The organism is Xanthomonas sp. CFBP 8443 (genome assembly GCF_025666195.1).
GTDB lineage: Bacteria > Pseudomonadota > Gammaproteobacteria > Xanthomonadales > Xanthomonadaceae > Xanthomonas_A.
Genome location: NZ_CP102592.1, coordinates 1,646,678 through 1,663,820, shown reverse-complemented (window position 1 = coordinate 1,663,820; position 17,143 = coordinate 1,646,678). Strand labels below are relative to the sequence as shown.

Annotated in this window: 15 protein-coding genes; 3 read left to right on the top strand and 12 right to left on the bottom strand. The window is 70.8% G+C overall.

Annotated elements, in window-relative coordinates:
* Positions 1–19: 19 nt before the first annotated feature.
* Complete coding sequence (locus NUG20_RS07185) at positions 20–427, bottom strand: Hsp15 family ribosome-associated heat shock protein (protein WP_263397687.1); 408 nt, start codon at positions 425–427, stop codon at positions 20–22.
* A gap of 467 nt (positions 428–894) precedes the next feature.
* On the opposite strand from NUG20_RS07185, the gene NUG20_RS07180 reads away from it, so the two are divergent.
* Positions 895–2,355, top strand: a complete 1,461-nt coding sequence (locus NUG20_RS07180) for an MATE family efflux transporter (RefSeq protein ID WP_263397686.1) — start codon at positions 895–897, stop codon at positions 2,353–2,355.
* 448 nt (positions 2,356–2,803) lie between these two features.
* Here NUG20_RS07180 and rplS read toward each other — a convergent pair whose 3' ends face one another.
* From rplS to ffh, 8 genes are all read right to left on the bottom strand, one after another.
* Positions 2,804–3,220 (bottom strand): 50S ribosomal protein L19, encoded by a 417-nt coding sequence (gene rplS / locus NUG20_RS07175; protein WP_003470862.1) that lies wholly within the window; start codon positions 3,218–3,220, stop codon positions 2,804–2,806.
* Positions 3,221–3,350: 130 nt separating this feature from the next.
* Positions 3,351–4,133 (bottom strand): tRNA (guanosine(37)-N1)-methyltransferase TrmD, encoded by a 783-nt coding sequence (gene trmD / locus NUG20_RS07170; RefSeq protein WP_263397685.1) that lies wholly within the window; start codon positions 4,131–4,133, stop codon positions 3,351–3,353.
* 96 nt (positions 4,134–4,229) lie between these two features.
* Positions 4,230–4,742 carry a ribosome maturation factor RimM gene (gene rimM / locus NUG20_RS07165; protein ID WP_185813458.1) on the bottom strand — a complete coding sequence of 171 codons (513 nt, stop codon included), beginning with the start codon at positions 4,740–4,742 and terminating at the stop codon, positions 4,230–4,232.
* 46 nt (positions 4,743–4,788) lie between these two features.
* Positions 4,789–5,049: a 30S ribosomal protein S16 gene (gene rpsP, locus NUG20_RS07160; protein WP_039005630.1), complete on the bottom strand. Its 261-nt coding sequence runs from the start codon at positions 5,047–5,049 to the stop codon at positions 4,789–4,791.
* 96 nt (positions 5,050–5,145) lie between these two features.
* Positions 5,146–5,949, bottom strand: a complete 804-nt coding sequence (locus tag NUG20_RS07155; protein ID WP_263397684.1) for an aminotransferase class IV family protein — start codon at positions 5,947–5,949, stop codon at positions 5,146–5,148.
* Complete coding sequence (locus NUG20_RS07150; protein WP_263397683.1) at positions 5,946–7,031, bottom strand: NAD(P)H-dependent flavin oxidoreductase; 1,086 nt, start codon at positions 7,029–7,031, stop codon at positions 5,946–5,948. Before NUG20_RS07150 ends, NUG20_RS07155 begins: the two co-directional genes overlap by 4 nt.
* A gap of 1 nt (position 7,032) precedes the next feature.
* Entirely contained in the window at positions 7,033–7,848 is an 816-nt protein-coding gene (locus NUG20_RS07145; protein ID WP_263397682.1) for a DUF2314 domain-containing protein, read from the bottom strand.
* Between the two features lie 140 nt (positions 7,849–7,988).
* Positions 7,989–9,368, bottom strand: coding sequence for a signal recognition particle protein (gene ffh, locus NUG20_RS07140; RefSeq protein ID WP_009583057.1), 1,380 nt, complete (start codon positions 9,366–9,368; stop codon positions 7,989–7,991).
* A 232-nt stretch (positions 9,369–9,600) separates the two neighbouring features.
* On the opposite strand from ffh, the gene ccsA reads away from it, so the two are divergent.
* Positions 9,601–10,395, top strand: coding sequence for a cytochrome C assembly family protein (ccsA, locus tag NUG20_RS07135; protein WP_263397681.1), 795 nt, complete (start codon positions 9,601–9,603; stop codon positions 10,393–10,395).
* 150 nt (positions 10,396–10,545) lie between these two features.
* On the opposite strand, the gene NUG20_RS07130 is transcribed toward ccsA, so the two are convergent.
* The gene (locus NUG20_RS07130) at positions 10,546–11,598 is read right to left on the bottom strand and encodes an aldose epimerase family protein (protein ID WP_263397680.1); all 1,053 of its coding nucleotides are present in this window, start codon (positions 11,596–11,598) and stop codon (positions 10,546–10,548) included.
* A 599-nt stretch (positions 11,599–12,197) separates the two neighbouring features.
* Between NUG20_RS07130 and NUG20_RS07125 the strand changes: the two genes are divergently transcribed.
* Entirely contained in the window at positions 12,198–13,790 is a 1,593-nt protein-coding gene (locus NUG20_RS07125) for an alpha-N-arabinofuranosidase (RefSeq protein ID WP_263397679.1), read from the top strand.
* 101 nt (positions 13,791–13,891) lie between these two features.
* On the opposite strand, the gene NUG20_RS07120 is transcribed toward NUG20_RS07125, so the two are convergent.
* Entirely contained in the window at positions 13,892–14,368 is a 477-nt protein-coding gene (locus tag NUG20_RS07120; RefSeq protein WP_263397678.1) for a hypothetical protein, read from the bottom strand.
* A gap of 129 nt (positions 14,369–14,497) precedes the next feature.
* Positions 14,498–16,561, bottom strand: coding sequence for an elongation factor G (gene fusA / locus NUG20_RS07115; protein ID WP_263397677.1), 2,064 nt, complete (start codon positions 16,559–16,561; stop codon positions 14,498–14,500).
* Positions 16,562–17,143: the final 582 nt, after the last annotated feature.

The window sequence follows — 17,143 nt, the reverse complement described above, 5'->3', positions numbered from 1 at the left end:
AGGGTGCCGCTGCGTGCGCCTACAGCGCGTCCAGATCGCCCAGGGCGCGGATCAGGCGCCGCGCGCGCTTGTCCGGCTTGCCATCGGGGGCCTGGTAGCCGTTGCGTTCGGCGCTGCGTTGCGCGCGTTGCTGCGCGCGCCGCTCGCGCGAGGCCTCGCTTTCCTGGTACAGCGTCTGCGCGATGCTGGCCGGGCCGCGGTTGTCGCTGAGCGCCAGCACCTGGATCTCGAACACCTCTTCGCCGCGTTCCACGCGCACCTGCTCGCCCACGCGCACCGCGCGCGAGGACTTCGGGCGCTGCCCGGCCACGTCGACCTTGCCGGTTTCCACTGCCTGCTTGGCCAGGCTACGGGTCTTGAAGAAGCGTGCGGCCCACAGCCAGACGTCCAGCCTGACCACACTCGGTTGCGCTAGCGGTTCATTCATCGTGCTTACGGACATCCCTCTGCATCTGTCGTTCGTCGGGTCGCTCGCCGGATCACTGCAGCGACGGCGGCGGATGGCGACGCTGCGGCGCTGGCTGACGCCAGGGGCCGCCGGCGCGCGACGCGAGTGCGCTGGCGCCCTCGCCGACCCGGCACTCCGGGCGTTCGCCCGGCCGCAGGCTGGCTTCGTCCCAGGCGCGTCATCGGCGCACCCGCCACTGCCAGCGCCACGCGCTGCATCCGATCCACTGCAGATTGCGGCGCGAGGGTCGCATTGCAAGCCTCCGAGACGGGGCCGATACCGACGGCACCAGCGCCAGGCCTGCACATCCGCCGCAGTCCGCCGATCTGCATCCACAGCTATCAGTCTAAGACCTTCGCGGCCGCGCCACATCTGCCATGCGTCGCCTCCCCAGCCTCGCGCGCAAGTGCTAGTGTGCGCGGCTTCCCGCCCTCTGCAGGCATGCGATGCCCAAGTCCGCCGCGCTCACCGAAGGCCCGATCGGCCGGCAATTGCTGCTGTTCGCGCTGCCGATCCTGGCCGGCAACATCGCGCAGTCGCTGAACGGGTCGGTCAACGCGATCTGGGTGGGCCGCTACCTCGGCGAGGCGGCGCTGACCGCGGCGGCCAACGCCAACAGCATCATGTTCTTCCTGATCGGCTCGGTGTTCGGCATCGGCATGGCCGCCACCATCCTGATCGGCCAGGCGATGGGCCGCGGCGACGTGGTCCAGGCGCGGCGGGTGATGGGCACCAGCGCCACGTTCTTCATCGGCATCTCGGTGCTGATCGCGGCCTGCGGCTGGTGGCTGGCGCGGCACCTGCTGGCGGCGATGGGCACGCCGGCCGCCTCGCTGCCGCTGGCCGAGGCCTATCTGCGGGTGATCTTTCTGGCGATGCCGCTGCTGTACGCGTTCGCGTTCCTGTCCGCGGCGCTGCGCGGCACCGGCGATTCGCGCACGCCGTTCCGCTTCCTGCTGCTGTCGGTGGCACTGGACATCGGCTTCAATCCGCTGCTGCTGTTCGGGCTGGGGCCGTTCCCGAAGCTGGGCATCGCCGGCGCCGCCTGGGCCACGCTGATCGCCCAGGCCATCGCCCTGAGCGGCCTGCTGCTGTACCTGCGGCACAAGCGCCACGTGCTGTGGCTGGGCCGGCAGGACGCGCGCATGTTCCGCATCGACCCGACGATCCTGCGCGCGCTGGTGGTCAAGGGCGTGCCGATGGGCCTGCAGATGGTGCTGATCTCGCTGGCGATGATCGTGATGATCTCGATGGTCAACGGCTACGGCACCGATACCTCGGCCGCCTACGGCGCGGCGATGCAGCTGTGGACCTACGTGCAGATGCCGGCGATGGCGATCGGTGCGGCGTGCTCGTCGATGGCTGCGCAGAACGTCGGCGCGCAGCGCTGGGACCGGGTCGCGGCGACCGCGCGGCAGGGCGTGCTGTTCAATTTCCTGCTGACCGGCGCGCTGATCGCGCCGCTGATCCTGCTCGACCGCTGGACCCTGGCGCTGTTCCTGCCGCCGCACAGCGCGGCGCTGGAGATCGCGCGCCACCTCAACCACATCGCGGTGTGGTCGTTCCTGTTCTTCGGCGTGACCTTCGTGATCTCCGGCGTGGTCCGCGCCACCGGCGCGGTGATCCCGCCGCTGCTGATCCTGGCGCTGGCGCTGTGGGGCGTCCGCGTGCCGTTCGCGCAGCTGCTGCAGCCGCAGTTCGGCGCCGATGCGGTGTGGTGGAGCTTCCCGACCAGTTCGATCTGCTCGATGGCGTTGTCGCTGGCCTATTACCGCTGGGGCAACTGGCGCAAGGCGCAGATGCTGACGCAGCCGCGCCCGGAGGAAATGGCGCACCCCGCGGAGGTGCCCGCGGCGCCGCCGGCGGCGGTCGCCGACGTGCCGATCGCGCAGGATCCGGCGCGCTGAGCGCTGGCAGTCGCGTTTCGGTCCAGGCGACATCGCCTGTGGATGCACCTGCAGTCGCGGCGGGCGTTCTCGGTAAAGCACGTCGCGACTGAAGTCGCTCCCACATACAGACTGCGGCAACTCCGGGAAAGCACTCTCGCTCGCCTCGGCCGAAGCGCATCGAAAGGACGTAGTCGGCGCTGGAGCACCCAACGCTCTAGCCGCGCGGATGGTCCGCGGCTTCGCTCGGTCGCGGTTGAAACCGCTCCTACATTGACTTGCGGCGAGCTGGCTGGGGGCACTGCATGAGGGGCTTCAGCCCCGACCGGGACCTCCAGCCTAATGTCCAGCGCAAGCACGGCACATCGAGCGCGGCGCAAACCACCGCGAAATCACCGCATCCGGTCCCACAAACGCAAACGGCCGCCCGAAGGCGGCCGTCGCGGCAGCGACCGAAGCCGCCGGGGTGTTACTCGGCCTTGGCGGCGGCCGCAGCGGCCTGGCGCGCGACCTTGGCCTGCGCAGCGGCGGCCAGATCTTCCTTGATGCGGGCGGCCTTGCCTTCCAGGCCACGCAGGTAGTACAGCTTGCCGGCGCGGACCTTGCCGCGGCGCTTCACTTCGACCGAGTCGATGATGGCGCTGTGGCTCTGGAACACGCGCTCCACGCCGAAGCCGTGGGAGATCTTGCGCACGGTGAACGAGGAGTTCAGGCCGGCGTTCTTGGTGCCGATCACCACGCCTTCGTAGGCCTGCACGCGCTCGCGGTTGCCTTCCTTCACCTTGACGTTGACGACGATGGTGTCGCCCTGGTTGAACTCCGGCAGCTTGCGCTGGATCTGGGCGGCTTCGAAGTCGGCCAGGATGGTCTTGTTGAGCTTGCTCATGGTGGGCACCGCTTGTGTCTGGTGAGGTGGTCCGGCAGTCGCCGCACGGCGATTGCGCGATATACGATGGGCCAAGCACAGATGGCTAGGCCGGAAAGCCGGGCATTTTAACCCAGCCGTGCCGTCATGGCTAGGGCTTGGGAGGATTTTCCTGCACGGGGGCCGGATCGGCCTGCAGGCCCTGGCGGAATTCCTCCAGCAGGCGGCGGTCGGCCGCGCCCAGCGCCGCCTCGTCCAGCAGCTCCGGGCGCCGCAACCAGGTCCGGCCCAGCGCCTGCATGCGCCGCCAGCGCGCGATCGCGGCATGGTTGCCGGAGCGCAGGATGGCCGGCACCTCGCCCAGCGCGTGCTCGCGCGGGTGGGTGTAGTGCGGGCAGTCGAGCAGGCCGTCCGGGCCTTCGAAGCTGTCCTGGGCGGCGGACTCGGCGTCGTTCAGCGCGCCCTCCTGCAGCCGGGTGACCGCATCGACCAGCACCGCCGCGGCCAGCTCGCCGCCGGACAGCACGTAGTCGCCGATCGAGATCTCCTCGTCCACCGCGGCGGCGACGAAGCGCTCGTCCACCCCCTCGTAGCGCCCGCACAGCAGCACCAGCCGCGGCAGCGCCGCCAGCTGGCGGGCCTTGGCCTGGGTCAGCGGCACGCCCTGCGGGCTCAGGTAGATCACCGGCGCCGGCTGCGGATCGGCGTCGCGCACCGCCTGCAGGCAGGCCTGCAGCGGCTCGATCATCATCACCATGCCCGGGCCGCCGCCGAACGGGCGGTCGTCCACCTTGCGGTAGCCGCCGGTGGCGTAATCGCGCGGATTCCAACCGTGCAGGGCCAGCAGCGCGCGTTCCTGCGCACGGCCGACCACGCCGAACGCGGCGCACTGGGCGACGAATTCGGGGAACAGGCTGATGACGTCGATGCGCATGGTTGGATCGGGACTCGGGACTCGGGACTCGGGACTCGGGACTCGGGACTCGGAGAGCCTAGGCGGCGGTCGGGCCGGCGCAAGCCCCCGGCACCCTTAGAATTCCGGGTCCCAGTCGACCACGATCAGGTTGGCGTCGAAATCCACCGACTTGACGTAGTCCGGCTGCACGAACGGCAGCAGCCGCTCGCGGTCGCCGCGCACCACCAGCACGTCGTTGGCGCCGTTGGAGAACAGGTGCGAGACCTGCCCCAGGGCCACGCCGTCGACAGTGCGCACGTCCAGGCCTTCCAGGTCCACCCAGTAGTATTCGTCGGGCTTGGGCGGCGGCAGGGTGTCGCGCGCCACGTAGATCTCGGTACCGCGCAGCGCCTCGACCGCATCGCGATCGGTGACGTCGGGCAAGGTGACCACCAGATGCTTGCTGGATTCGCGGCCGCGCACGCCGCTGAGGCTGCTTTCGCTGCCGTCGGGCTTGCGCACGATCCAGGGCTGATAGCGAAAAATGGCGAGGCGCGGCTCGGTCCACGACTCGAGCTTGGCCTCGCCACGTACGCCGAAGGCGCCCAGGATCCTGCCCAGCAGGATGCGGCGCTGGCTGTCTTTCATAGGTGCAGAAAACCGAAAGGCCGCGCCGGAGGCGCGGCCCGCAGGATCAGGCCGCGGTGGCCTGGGCCTTGGTCGCTTCGCGATACAGGTTGCGCACCTTGTCGGTCAGCTGCGCGCCGTTGGAGACCCAATGGTCCACGCGCGGCAGGTCGAGCACGATGCGCGGCTCGGCGCCCTGCGCGACCGGGTTGTAGTAGCCCAGGCGCTCGATGTTGCGGCCGTCGCGCGCGCTGCGCACGTCGGTGACGATGATGTGGTAGAAGGGGCGCTTCTTGGCGCCGCCACGGGTAAGGCGAATCTTGACCATGGTTGAGTTTCCGGTGTTGCCCAGTCGCCAGGATGGCGCGGTAAGCCGGCGATTATAGCGGGCGTCCGGAACGCTGCCAAGTCGTCCCCTGCCCCATCAGATCGCTTGCCAGGGCTGCGTCTCGGCGGCTTCGTTCAGCATCCGCAACAACTCGGCGGCCGGCCGCAGCGCCTGCCCGTCGATGGCGGCCAGGGCCTGCTGGCCGCGCGAATTGCAGGCGAACACGGCGTAGTCCCCGGCCAGCAATTCCTGCAGGTGCAGCGGCCGCACCCGTTGCGCGACGCCGAGCGCGGCCAGGCCGGCCTGCAGCAGCCGCTCCTGGGTGCCGCGCAAGGCCGGCGCCTGCGGCCACACCACGCCCTGCCCGTCCCATGCGCCCAGGTTCCAGATCGAGCCCTCGGCGACCAGGCCCTGCGCGTCGACGAACAGCGCATCGTCGAAACCGGCCTGCAGGGCCAGCCGGCGCTGGTGGAACAGGGCGAAGCTGCCGGCATGCTTGATCTGCGACAGCTCGCGCGCGAACGCCACGCTGCGCACCCGCAGCGGCGTGGCGTCCGGCAGCGCGGGCGCGGCCAGCGATACCAGCAGCTCCGGCGTACACGCCGCATCGGCGCGACGGACATCGAAATCGCGGGCGAATACGCTGACCCGCAGCGAGGCATCGCCGCTGCCGAACGCGGCCAGCGCCGCACGCAGCTCGGCACGCACGCGTTCGGCCGGCAGTTCGCTGCCGAACAGCGTGCGCGTGGCGGCGTCGAGCCGCTGCAGATGCAGGTCGAACCCGCGCACCGCGCCGGCGCGGACCTGCATGGTGCTGAAGTGGCCGTAGTTGACCAGCGCCGGCACGGCCAGCGTGGCGGCGCTCGCCGGCCGGCCGTCGCAGAACAGCTGCGCGCTCACAGCAGCGCCTGCGCCTGATCCCACCAGGCCGCGACCAATGCCGCCGCCGGCTGCGCCGGCGCCATCCACGCCGACTGCCCGGCCCAGGCCTGCATCGCCGCCAGCCGGTCTTCGCGCGCGGCCGCCTGGCGCATCGGCGCGGTCAGCCCGCGCTGCACCGGGTACGGGCGCGGCGGCGGCGCGGTCGGTTCGGCCGCGGCGCGCACGTAGTCGGTGGCCAGCCCGCGGCCGAGGCGGCCGGAGAAGGCGCGGGTCAACACAGTCTGCTCCGGCTCGGTGCGCGCCAGCGCTTCGGCCCAGGCCGGCGCGAGCGCGGCCTCGGGCGTGCGCAGGAACGCGGTGCCGATCTGCACCGCGCTGGCGCCCAGGGTCAACGCGGCGGCGGTGCCGCGACCATCGGCGATGCCGCCGGCGGCGATCACCGGCACCTCGAGCCGGTCGGCCAGCCGCGGCAGCAGCGCGAACAGGCCGGTCAGCTGCCGCTCGGCACGGGACGCATCGAACGCGCCGCGGTGGCCGCCGGCCTCCGCGCCCTGCGCGACCACCGCATCGGCGCCGGCCGCCTGCGCCGCCAGCGCCTCGTCCAGGGTGGTGGCGCAGGCGAACCAGGCGATGCCGGCCTGCTGCAGCTGCGCGACAAAGGCCGGCGGGAACAGGCCCATGATCGACGAGGCCACCGCCGGGCGCGCGGCGAGCACGGCGGCGCATTGCGCGGCGAAATCGGCCGGACCGGCGTCGCCGGCGGCGGCGTCGACCGGCGGCCCCCACTGCGCCAGAAAATCGCGCGTGGCGGCCTCGCCGGCGGCGTCGCGCAGCGGCGGCGGATCGGGCACCCACAGGTTGACCTGCGCCGGCCCGGGACTGCCCTGACGGAACGCGTCCATCCAGCTGCCGATGTCCGCGGCCGCCGACAGCACCGCGCCCATCGCGCCCATGCCGCCGGCCTGCGCGACCGCCACCGACAGTGGCACCGGGCAGGCGCCGGCCATCGGCGCCAACAGGATCGGCGTGCGCAGGCCGAAGCGCCGGCAGAAATCCGATGCCCGCGCCCGTGTCGCCGAGGACTCCGCCGAGCGCCTCACGTCAGGCTCCCTGCTGCAGCAGTTGCACGATCCGCGGCCACTGCATCTGCTGCGCCAGGTCCAGCGCCGTGCGTCCCAGCGGGTTGCGCAACGACGGGTCCGCGCCGTGCCGCAACAGCATCGCCACCGGCTGGTAGTTGCCGGCCAGCGCGTCGCGCTGCAGCAGCGTCCAGCCCTGCTCGTCGAGCACGTGCACCGCCTCGGGGCGGCCGCGCAGGTCTTCGTCGATGCGCGGGCCCATGTTCTCGCTCATCGGGTGCTCGCGCAGCGACAGCGCTGCGGCATCGTCCCCGGCGCCGTCGTTGCGGCCGAGCATGCCAGCGAACAGCCCGCGCTTGGGCGCCGGCACCAGCCGCACCTGCCCGGGCGTGCCGAATTCCAGGCCCCAGGCGGCGTCGTGCGCGGCGCGCTCGGCCGCCGACATGCCGCGACGCATCGCGTCGATGGTATAGCCGCCATAGACCTTGCCGTCGATGACGTACATCCAGTCCTCCAGCTCCGCGACCGGCGCGGCGACCGCGGCGCCGGCCTGCAGCGACGCGATGTGGTCCGGATCGTTGAGCAGCGTGCCGGAGACGGTGTCCCCGTCGAACTGCACATCGCCGACCCACATGTGTTCGACCGGCGGCGCGTCGTGGCCGGCGGCATCGGTCGCGAACGCCAGCTTCACCGCCGCCATGTCCAGTCCCGGCACGATGCGCCGGTATTCCCAGGACATCTCGCGCCAGAAGAACTTGAAGGTACCGCGCGCGGCGACGTACGCCGCCTGCATCGCGGCGTCTTCGCCGCCCACGAAATAGGCCGAATCCTCACTCATCGCACTGGTTTCCTCGTTGAGAACAGATCGCCGCCGACGCGGTCGCGGCGCAGCAACGGTTCGCCACGACGCGCCGGGCGCAGGAGCACAAGGCGCGACCGGGGGCGGAGCGCTGCGCGCATGCGCGCAGCAGGCCAGGCTTAGCGGAACGGCAGGCCGCCGCGGCCGCCCATGCCGCCCATCATGCCCTTCATGCCGCGCATCAGGCCCTTCATGCCGCCGCCGGCCATCTTCGACATCATTTTTTCCATTTGCTGGTACTGCTTCATCAGCTTGTTGACGTCGGCCGGCTGGGTGCCGGAGCCGCGCGCGATGCGGGCGCGGCGCGAGCCGTTGAGCAGGGTCGGATTGCGCCGCTCCTTCTTGGTCATCGAGCCGATGATCGCGATCATCCGCGGCACGTCCTTGTTGCCGGCGACCTGCTGCTTGAGGTGCTCGGGGATCTGGCCCATGCCCGGCAGCTTGTCCATCAGCCCGGAAATGCCGCCCATGTTCTGCATCTGCTCGAGCTGGTCGCGCATGTCGTTGAGGTCGAACTTCTTGCCCTTGGCGACCTTCTCGGCGAGCTTCTGCGCCTTGTCCTTGTCGACCTGGTGCTCGACCTGCTCGACCAGCGACAGCACGTCGCCCATGTCCAGGATGCGGCTGGCCAGGCGGTCGGGATGGAACACGTCCAGGCCGTCGGGCTTCTCGCCCACGCCGATGAACTTGATCGGCTTGCCGGTGATGTAGCGCACGCTCAGCGCGGCGCCGCCGCGGGCGTCGCCGTCGGTCTTGGTCAGCACCACGCCGGTCAGCGGCAGCGCCTCGCTGAACGCCTTGGCGGTGTTGGCCGCGTCCTGGCCGGTCATCGCATCGACCACGAACAGGGTTTCGGCCGGGTTGATCGCGGCGTGCAGCGCCTTGATCTCGGTCATCATCGCCTCGTCGATGGCGAGGCGGCCGGCGGTGTCGACCAGCAGCACGTCGACGAAGGACTTGCGCGCATCGGCGATTGCGGCACGGACGATGTCCACCGGCTGCTGCGAGGCCTCGGACGGGAAGAACAGCACCCCGACCTGCTCGGCCAGGGTCTTGAGCTGCTCGATCGCCGCCGGACGGTAGACGTCGGCCGAGACCACCATCACTTTCTTCTTGCGCTTTTCCTTCAGGTGCTTGGCCAGCTTGCCGACCGTGGTGGTCTTGCCCGCGCCCTGCAGGCCGGCCATCAGCACGATCGCCGGCGCCGGCACGTTGAGGTTGAGGTCGCTGGCGGCCGAGCCCATCACCGTGGTCAGCTCGTCGCGCACGACCTTGATCAGCGCCTGGCCCGGGGTCAGGCTCTTGAGCACTTCCTGGCCGACCGCGCGCACCTTGATGCGCTCGATCAGCGCCTGCACCACCGGCAGCGCGACGTCGGCCTCGAGCAGCGCAATGCGCACTTCGCGGGTGGCTTCGCGGATGTTCTCCTCGGTCAGGCGGCCGCGGCCGCGCAGGCGCTGCATGGTGCCGGAGAGGCGTTGGGTGAGGGATTCGAACATGCGGGCGGGTCGCAGACGGGAAACGGTCGTCGATTATAGCCGCGCCGGCCGGCGATCCCGGAGACGGCGGCCCGCCCCGGCGCCGGCGCGCCAGGCCGGCGCCCGACCTGGCGCCGCTGGCCGAAGGCGTCGCCGCGGACGCGCAGCGCACGCCGTGGACGCGGCGCCGGCAGCCGCGTCCGGCCAACCGGCCGCAAACACCAGCCCTGGCCCGATATGCGAAACTGGCCCGATGCTCCTGGTCCTCGTCGCCACCCTGCTGTACCTCACCGCCACCGGCCTGCTGGTCGGCTCGGTGGTGCGCGATCGGGTCGAGCGCAGCCGCGGCTGGCTGTGGGCGGCGTTGCCGGCGGTGGCGCTGCATGCCGGCTACCACGTGCAGGTGGCGCTGCACACCGCTGGCGGGCCGGACATGCACTTCTTCGCCGCGCTGTCGCTGGTCAGCCTGGGCATGGCGCTGATGACCGCACTGGTCGGCGCCAGCGGACGCATGGCGGCGCTGGGCGTGGTGGTGTTCCCGCTGTCGGCGGCGCTGCTGCTGGCCTACCACTCGCACGGCCACGAACCGGCGCCGATGCTGGACTGGCGGCTGCAGCTGCATGCGTGGATGGCGCTGCTGGCCTACGCCACGCTGGGCATCGCCGCGCTGCTGGCGGTGATGCTGTGGCTGCAGGAGCGCGCGCTGCGGCGCCGCGACTTCCACCCGTGGCTGCGCGCGCTGCCGCCGCTGACCGCGCTGGAGACGCTGCTGTTCCGCACCATCGTGGTCGGCTTCATCCTGCTGACCCTGACCCTGCTGACCGGGGTGCTGTTCGTGCAGGATTTCCTGGCGCAGCGGCTGGTGCAGAAGACCGTGCTCAGCGTGCTGTCGTGGATCGTGTTCGGCGCGCTGCTGTTCGGCCGCTGGCGCTACGGCTGGCGCGGGATCAAGGCAGTGCACTGGACACTGGCGGCGATGCTGTTGCTGCTGCTGGCGTTCTTCGGCAGCAAGTTCGTGATCGAACTGGTGCTCGGGCATCCGCAGTAACGATTGCGGGTTGGCCTTCGGGATGCCAATGCATCCCCTGTAGGAGCGGCTTCAGCCGCGACACCGGCGCCGAGGAAATGTCGGCTGCGGAAACATTCTGTCGCGGCTGAAGCCGCTCCTACAGGGATTGCGCTGTTTGCCCTGTATCGCTCAATCGGCCAGCGCCGCCTCCACCGCTTCCCAGTCGGCATCCGCGCCGACCTCGGCGAAGCGGTATTCGATGCGGTGCCGGTAGACCTGCCCGGGACGCAGGATGGTGTCGGGGAAGCCGGGCTGGTTCGGTGCGTCCGGATAGCCTTGCGGCTCCAGGCACACGCCGCGGCCCAGGCCCGGATGCTGGCGGTCCAGCCAGTGCCCTTCGTACAGCTGCAGCGCAGGCATCGCACTGGCGATGCGCATGGCCACGCCGCTGTGCGGCGAATACAGCACGGCGCTGCAGTCGCGCGGCTCGGCCAGCACCAGACAATGGTCGTAGCCGCCGCTCAGGCGCAGCTGCGGATCGGCCGCGTTGTCCTTGTCGGCGACCGCGCGCGGCGCGCGGAAGTCGAACGGCGTGCCGGCCACGCTGGCGATCTCGCCGCTCGGCAGCAGCGCCGCGTCGCTCACCGGCAGGTAGCGATCCGCCGGCACCCGCAGCCGCTGTGCGGCGGCGGCCACGCCGCGGTCGCCGGCCAGGTTGAAGTACGGATGGTGGGTGAGATTGAGCGGGGTCGGCGCGTCGGTCTGCGCGGCGAACTGCAGTTCCAGCGTGCGGCCGTGCAGGGTGAACTCGGCGCTGACCCGCACGGTGCCCGGATAGCCCTCCTCGCCGGCCGGCGAGTCGTACCCCAGCTGCAGGCTGTGCCCGGACTGCGCCTGGACCGTCCATACCCGGCGCCCGAATCCGAGCGCGCCGCCATGCAGGTGGTTGGCGCCCTCGTTGGCGGTCACCGCGTAGCGCTGGCCGTCGACGTTGAACGCCGACCCGGCGATGCGGTTGCCGAAGCGGCCGACCAGCACCCCCAGGTAGGCCGGATCGTGCAGGTAGGCGTCCAGCGTCGGCAGCCCGAGCACCAGTTCGGTGCGGCCTTGCGCGGTGTCCAGGCTGAGGCTGCGCAGCAGGCCGCCGTAGGTCAGCAATTCCGCGCGCAGACCTTCGCCGCTGTCCAGGACCAGGCGGTGGATGGCGGTACCGTCGGGAAGCTGGCCGAAGATCGATGACATGCGGGAAGTCCTGGTTGGGTGCGGTGGGCGGACGCGTTTTTTCGCACGGGCCGCGCAGCATAACCAGCGCAGCCGGTCGCAAGCCATCGCCGCGAAGCACCGCAGCGATGCGCTACCAAGCCACGCTGCGCTTACGATTGCACGACGCCGCGAAGAGCGTGCCGTGCAACACAGAATGCCTGGATCTGCGGCATCGCATCATTGCAATCCCCGTATCGATTCGCCCATTTAAATCATTGGTCGGCCATCCACCGCTCCCCTATCTTCGATCTGCGCATCGGGGAGCGCCACGGCAGCAGCAATGCGCATCGGCTATAGCAGCGAGGATTTACGTCATTGGTCGTACCGCACCGGCCCGCCTATGCTCGAACCGATGCCGGGGACCCGCGATCGGCCGCCGTGCCGCTGCATCACCACCGATCACAAGGACTGCGATCTGCGCCGATACCGCCACCTGCCGCGTCCCGCTACCGGCGATGCCGCTGGTGGCCATGTTCGTACCACCTTGCGACGTCCCGCCGCCGCATGCGGTCATGCTCGCTCCCACCGACACGGTGCCTGTACCCGCGCCGTCATCCCATCCGCCTAGGAGACCCTCGATGCTCTCGACCCGCTCACTGAAGAACGCTGCACTGCGCTGGCGGCACCGCCTGCCGCTGGCAGTCGCCGTGGCCGCGCTGACGCTCGGCGCCGGTCTGGCGCAGGCCGCCGACGTCGAGGTGCGCGGCACGCTGCGTGCCGACCAGCCGGGTCCGCAGGTCTCGCGCAACCTGTTCGGCCAGTTCGCCGAACACCTGGGTACCGGCATCTACGGCGGCGTGTGGGTCGGGCCGGACTCGAAGATCCCCAACACCCGCGGCTACCGCAACGATGTGGTCGCGGCGCTGAAGGCGCTGGAGGTGCCCAACATCCGCTGGCCCGGCGGCTGCTTCGCCGACGAATACCACTGGCGCGACGGCATCGGCCCGCGCGCCAAGCGCCCGATCAGCATCAACAGCCACTGGGGCGGCGTCGAGGAACCCAACAGCTTCGGCACCCACGAATTCATGGACTTCACCGAGCTGGTCGGCACCCAGGCCTACGTGGCCGGCAACGTCGGCGACGCCGCGCCGGACGAGATGGCGCAGTGGGTCGAGTACATGACCGCGCCGACCAAGTCCACGCTGGCCAACCAGCGCCGCGGCAACGGCCGCGATGCGCCGTGGAAGGTGCCGTTCTTCGGCGTCGGCAACGAACTATGGGGCTGCGGCGGCAACATGCGCGTGGAATACGCCGCCGACGTGTATCGCCGCTACCAGACCTTCGTCAAGGCGCCGGCCGGACAGAAGATCATGAAGATCGCGCCCGGCCCCAGCGATGCCGACTACCACTGGACCGAGGTGATGATGCGCGAGGCCACCAAGTTCATGGATGGGCTGAGCATGCACTACTACACCATCCCCGGCGGCTGGCCGCCGCGCGCCTCCTCCACCGATTTCGACGAGACCGCGTGGATCGAGACGCTGTCGCGCACGCTGCTGATGGACGAACTGATCAGCAAGCACAGCGCGATCATGGACAAGTACGACCCGGACAAGAGGGTCGCGCTGGTGGTGGACGAATGGGGCACCTGGTACAGCGGCCTGCCCAACGTCAACCCGGGCTTCCTGCGCCAGCAGAACACGCTGCGCGACGCGCTGGTGGCCTCGCTCAACCTGGATATCTTCGTCCAGCACGCCGAGCGCGTGCGCATGGCCAACATCGCGCAGATGATCAACGTGCTGCAGGCGATGATCCTCACCGACGGCGACAAGATGCTGCTGACCCCGACCTACCACGTGTTCGCGATGTACAAGCCGTACCAGGACGCGACCGCGCTGCCGCTGCAGATCAAGACGCCGGACTACAAGCACGGCGAGTACACGGTGCCGTCGGTGCACGGCTCGGCGGTCAAGGCGAAGGATGGCCATGTCTACGTGGCGCTGACCAACCTGGACCCGAACCGCGCCGCGGAGGTCGAGGTCAAGGTGGACGGCGTCAAGGCCAGCAGCGTCAGCGGCCAGATCCTCACCGCGCCGAAGATCACCGCGCTCAACACCTTCGAGCAACCGCAGGCGGTGAAGCCGGCCGCGTTCGGCGGCGCCAGCCTGCAGGGCGGCACGCTGAAGGTGGCGCTGCCGGCCAAGGCGATCGTGATGCTGAAACTGCAATAGTCGGCGGACGCCGTCGCGCCATCCCCTCCCGCTGCAGGCGCGGGCAGGTCGTCCGCACCACGCCGACGCAGGTCGGCGTGGTTTTTTTGCGCCTGCGCCCGCTAGTCCCGCGCTTCGGACAGCAGCGCGAACAGCGAGTCGCCGTCCGGGGAGATCAGGTCGCTGACCGCCCAGCAGCCGTTGCCGCGGCGCCGCAGTTCGATCTTCAGCGAACCCGGTTCGCTGGCCGCGCCCAGCGCCAGCCGGTAGTCCACGCGGACCTCGAGCACGGTGGCCAGCGAGCCGCCGGACACCAGGGTGAAGCGCGGCTTGCCCTGGATGTCGCCGTCCTGCGCATTGGTCCAGGGGTCGTAGTCCAGGCGGCAGATGCCCTCGCGCTCGGCGCAGGCGATCTCCGCCTGCACCGCATGCGCGAAGGCCGGGGTCAGCAGCCCGTCGAGGTTCTGCGGCCGCCAATAGAAATCGCGCGCCTGGTACAGCCGCTCGGCCACCTGCAGCGGCGTCGCGCACGGCGGCGCCTGCGCCGCGGCGAGCGCCGGCAGCACGGCGAGGATGGCAACGGCAACGAGTCGGCGCATGCACGATTCCTGGGTCGGAGGGCGCCTATGAAGCCCGGATCGCGGCCCGCGCGCAAGCGCCGGACAAAAAAAGAGGAGCCGGCGAACCGGCTCCTCGAGCGCGTGCAATGTCTTCCGCTGGCGGGCGGTCTACGCCGCCCTGACCGCTTCGTAGCCGTCGAAGGTCATGCTCGCCGACGCGCGTCCCTGGGTCAGCGAACGCAACGCGGTGGTGTAGGCCTGCAACTGCGCCAACGGCGCGTGCGCGACCACGTCCGCACGCGTGCCGTGTTCGGCGATCGCCACGACGCGCCCGTCGCGCCGCTGCAGGTCGCCGAGCACGTCGCCGACGCTGGCCGCCGGGGTGTCGATCGCCAGCGCCATCACCGGCTCCAGCAGCAGCGTGCCGGCCTGCGCCAGCGCCGCCTTCACCGCCTCCGACGCCGCGCGCTGGAACGCCATGTCCGACGAGTCCACCGCATGCGCCTGGCCATCGACCAGCGCGACCTCCACGCCGACCACCGGGTAGCCGAGCGGACCTTGCGCCAGCGCCGCGCGCACGCCCTTCTCGGTCGCGGCGACGAAGGCCTTCGGCACCACGCCGCCGCGGCTGCGGTCCACGAACACGACCTCGCCGTCCGCGCGCGGCACCAGGTCCAGCACCACCTGCGCGAACTGGCCATGGCCGCCGTTCTGCTTGGACAGCCGCCCGACCACGCCGGCCGCCGCCGCACGCAGCGTTTCCTGGTAGGCCACGCGCGGCGCGCCGGTGCGCACGTCCACGTGCCACTCGCTGCGCAGGCGCTCCACCATCACCTCCAGGTGCAGCTCGCCCATGCCCCAGACCAGGGTTTCGCCGGTCTCGGCATCGCTGTCGACGCGGAACGAGGGATCCTCCTGCGCCAGCCGCGCCAGTCCCTGCCCCATCCGCACCAGTTCCGCGGCATTGGCCGCGCCCAGCCGCCACGCCAGCACCGGCGGCTGCGTGCGGATGCTTTCCAGCACCCAGCGCGCGTCGCCGCCGCTGAGCGTTTCGCCGCTGGCCGCGTCCTTCCAGCCGAGAATGGCCACGATCTCGCCGGCAACGGCCTGCGTCACGTCGTGGGTGCGCTGCGCCTGCACCACCGCCAGCCGCCCGACCCGGCGCAAGCGCCGCGCCTGCGACGTCCACACCGTGTCGCCGACGCGCAAGGTGCCGGCATACACGCGCACGAACGCCAGCGGTCCCTGCGCGGTATGCGCGACCTTGAACACCAGCGCCGCCAGCGGAGCGGACGGATCCGGCGCCAGTTGCGTGGCGTGCGCGGCATCCGTGCCGCTGGCGTCATCTGCGTCGCGCGTCGCCGGCACCGGCGGGCGGTCCAGCGGCGACGGCAGCCAGTCGACGATCGCGTCCAGCAACGGCTCGATGCCCTTGCTCTTGAACGCCGAGCCGGCCAGTACCGGCACGCCGGCACCGGCCAGGGTGGCGCGACGCAGCGCGGCGCGCAGCGCGTCGTCGTCGATCGCCTGCTCTTCCAGATAGGCCTGGGCCAACGCGTCGTCGTGGTCGGCGACCGCGGCGATCAACCGCTCGCGCGCCTCGGCGAACGCGGCAGCGTCGTCCGTCGTCCACGCACGCGCGGACATGCGTCCATCGCCGTCCCACGCCAGCACGCGGCGGCCGACCAGGTCGACCCAGCCGTCGAAGCCGGACTCGCCCGGCAGCGGCACGCCGACCGCCCACACCGTGGCGTCGAGCTTGCTGCGCAGCTGCGCCAGCACGCCTTCGAACGAGGCGCCGGCGCGGTCCATCTTGTTGACGAACGCGAGCAGCGGCACGCCGTGCCGGCGCGCCTGGCGCCACACGGTTTCCGATTGCGGCTGCACGCCGTCGACCGCAGAGAACACCGCGACCGCGCCGTCGAGCACGCGCAGCGAGCGTTCCACCTCGATCGCGAAATCGATGTGCCCGGGAGTGTCGATCAGGGTCAACCGATGCGCCGGCTGCCCGCGCGCGGACCACTGCGCCTGCACCGCGGCCGCGCCGATGGTGATGCCGCGGGCGCGTTCGATGTCGGAGAAGTCGGTGGTGGCGGCGCCGTCGTGGACTTCGCCGACGCGATGGATCGCGCCGGTGGCCCACAGCAGGCGTTCGGTGAGGGTGGTCTTGCCGGCGTCGATGTGGGCGATGATGCCGAGGTTGCGCCAGCGGGAAAGGGTTTGGGTGTTCATGAGATGGGTTCCAGTGCCAACAACGGGGAGGCCGCATGCCCCGGTTGGCGCGTGGGCATGCGGCTAGGGTTTCGGTTCGGCGGCGTAGTGCATGGCACGTTCTCCTTCGCGTTTCGGAGGTGGGACAGCTGGAAAAAGGCAATAAAAAAGCACCCATCGGGTGCTTGTCTGCGCGGATCGGCGGCGGCGGAGCGCTACGGCTCGGCGTTGTCCATCCCATCAGGCAGGCGCACCCGGCCTGCGCTGGCGCGCAGGGTGTCGGTCGGCAATATCAGCAGCGGCGCGTGCGGCATGGGAGGGCGAGCGATACGGTGGATGAGGGCGCAAGTCTGGACCTGCTCCACAGCCGGGTCAATGCATTCGGCGCCACGCCACTGGAACACTCCGGCGCGGCGCGTGCAACGACGCGCCTGCCGCTTGCCAGTGTTGCCGCGGCGCGCGTCAGGCGGCCATGATCGGCCGGCTGCGCTGGCGGCGGTCCTCGATCAGAACGCAGCATGTCGATGTCCACCCCCGCCCTTGTCGGCCAACGCGGTCGCGCTTGCTGCCCGGATGCGCGAACACCGCGCTGCAGCCGGCATG

Excerpts from the sequence above, each read along its gene's own strand:
- NUG20_RS07185 (WP_263397687.1), bottom strand. The coding sequence starts at position 427 with ATGAATGAACCGCTAGCGCAACCGAGTGTGGTCAGGCTGGACGTCTGG.
- NUG20_RS07180 (WP_263397686.1), top strand. The coding sequence starts at position 895 with ATGCCCAAGTCCGCCGCGCTCACCGAAGGCCCGATCGGCCGGCAATTG.
- rplS (WP_003470862.1), bottom strand. The coding sequence starts at position 3,220 with ATGAGCAAGCTCAACAAGACCATCCTGGCCGACTTCGAAGCCGCCCAG.
- trmD (WP_263397685.1), bottom strand. The coding sequence starts at position 4,133 with ATGCGCATCGACGTCATCAGCCTGTTCCCCGAATTCGTCGCCCAGTGC.
- rimM (WP_185813458.1), bottom strand. The coding sequence starts at position 4,742 with ATGAAAGACAGCCAGCGCCGCATCCTGCTGGGCAGGATCCTGGGCGCC.
- rpsP (WP_039005630.1), bottom strand. The coding sequence starts at position 5,049 with ATGGTCAAGATTCGCCTTACCCGTGGCGGCGCCAAGAAGCGCCCCTTC.
- NUG20_RS07145 (WP_263397682.1), bottom strand. The coding sequence starts at position 7,848 with ATGAGTGAGGATTCGGCCTATTTCGTGGGCGGCGAAGACGCCGCGATG.
- ffh (WP_009583057.1), bottom strand. The coding sequence starts at position 9,368 with ATGTTCGAATCCCTCACCCAACGCCTCTCCGGCACCATGCAGCGCCTG.
- ccsA (WP_263397681.1), top strand. The coding sequence starts at position 9,601 with ATGCTCCTGGTCCTCGTCGCCACCCTGCTGTACCTCACCGCCACCGGC.
- NUG20_RS07130 (WP_263397680.1), bottom strand. The coding sequence starts at position 11,598 with ATGTCATCGATCTTCGGCCAGCTTCCCGACGGTACCGCCATCCACCGC.
- NUG20_RS07125 (WP_263397679.1), top strand. The coding sequence starts at position 12,198 with ATGCTCTCGACCCGCTCACTGAAGAACGCTGCACTGCGCTGGCGGCAC.
- NUG20_RS07120 (WP_263397678.1), bottom strand. The coding sequence starts at position 14,368 with ATGCGCCGACTCGTTGCCGTTGCCATCCTCGCCGTGCTGCCGGCGCTC.
- fusA (WP_263397677.1), bottom strand. The coding sequence starts at position 16,561 with ATGAACACCCAAACCCTTTCCCGCTGGCGCAACCTCGGCATCATCGCC.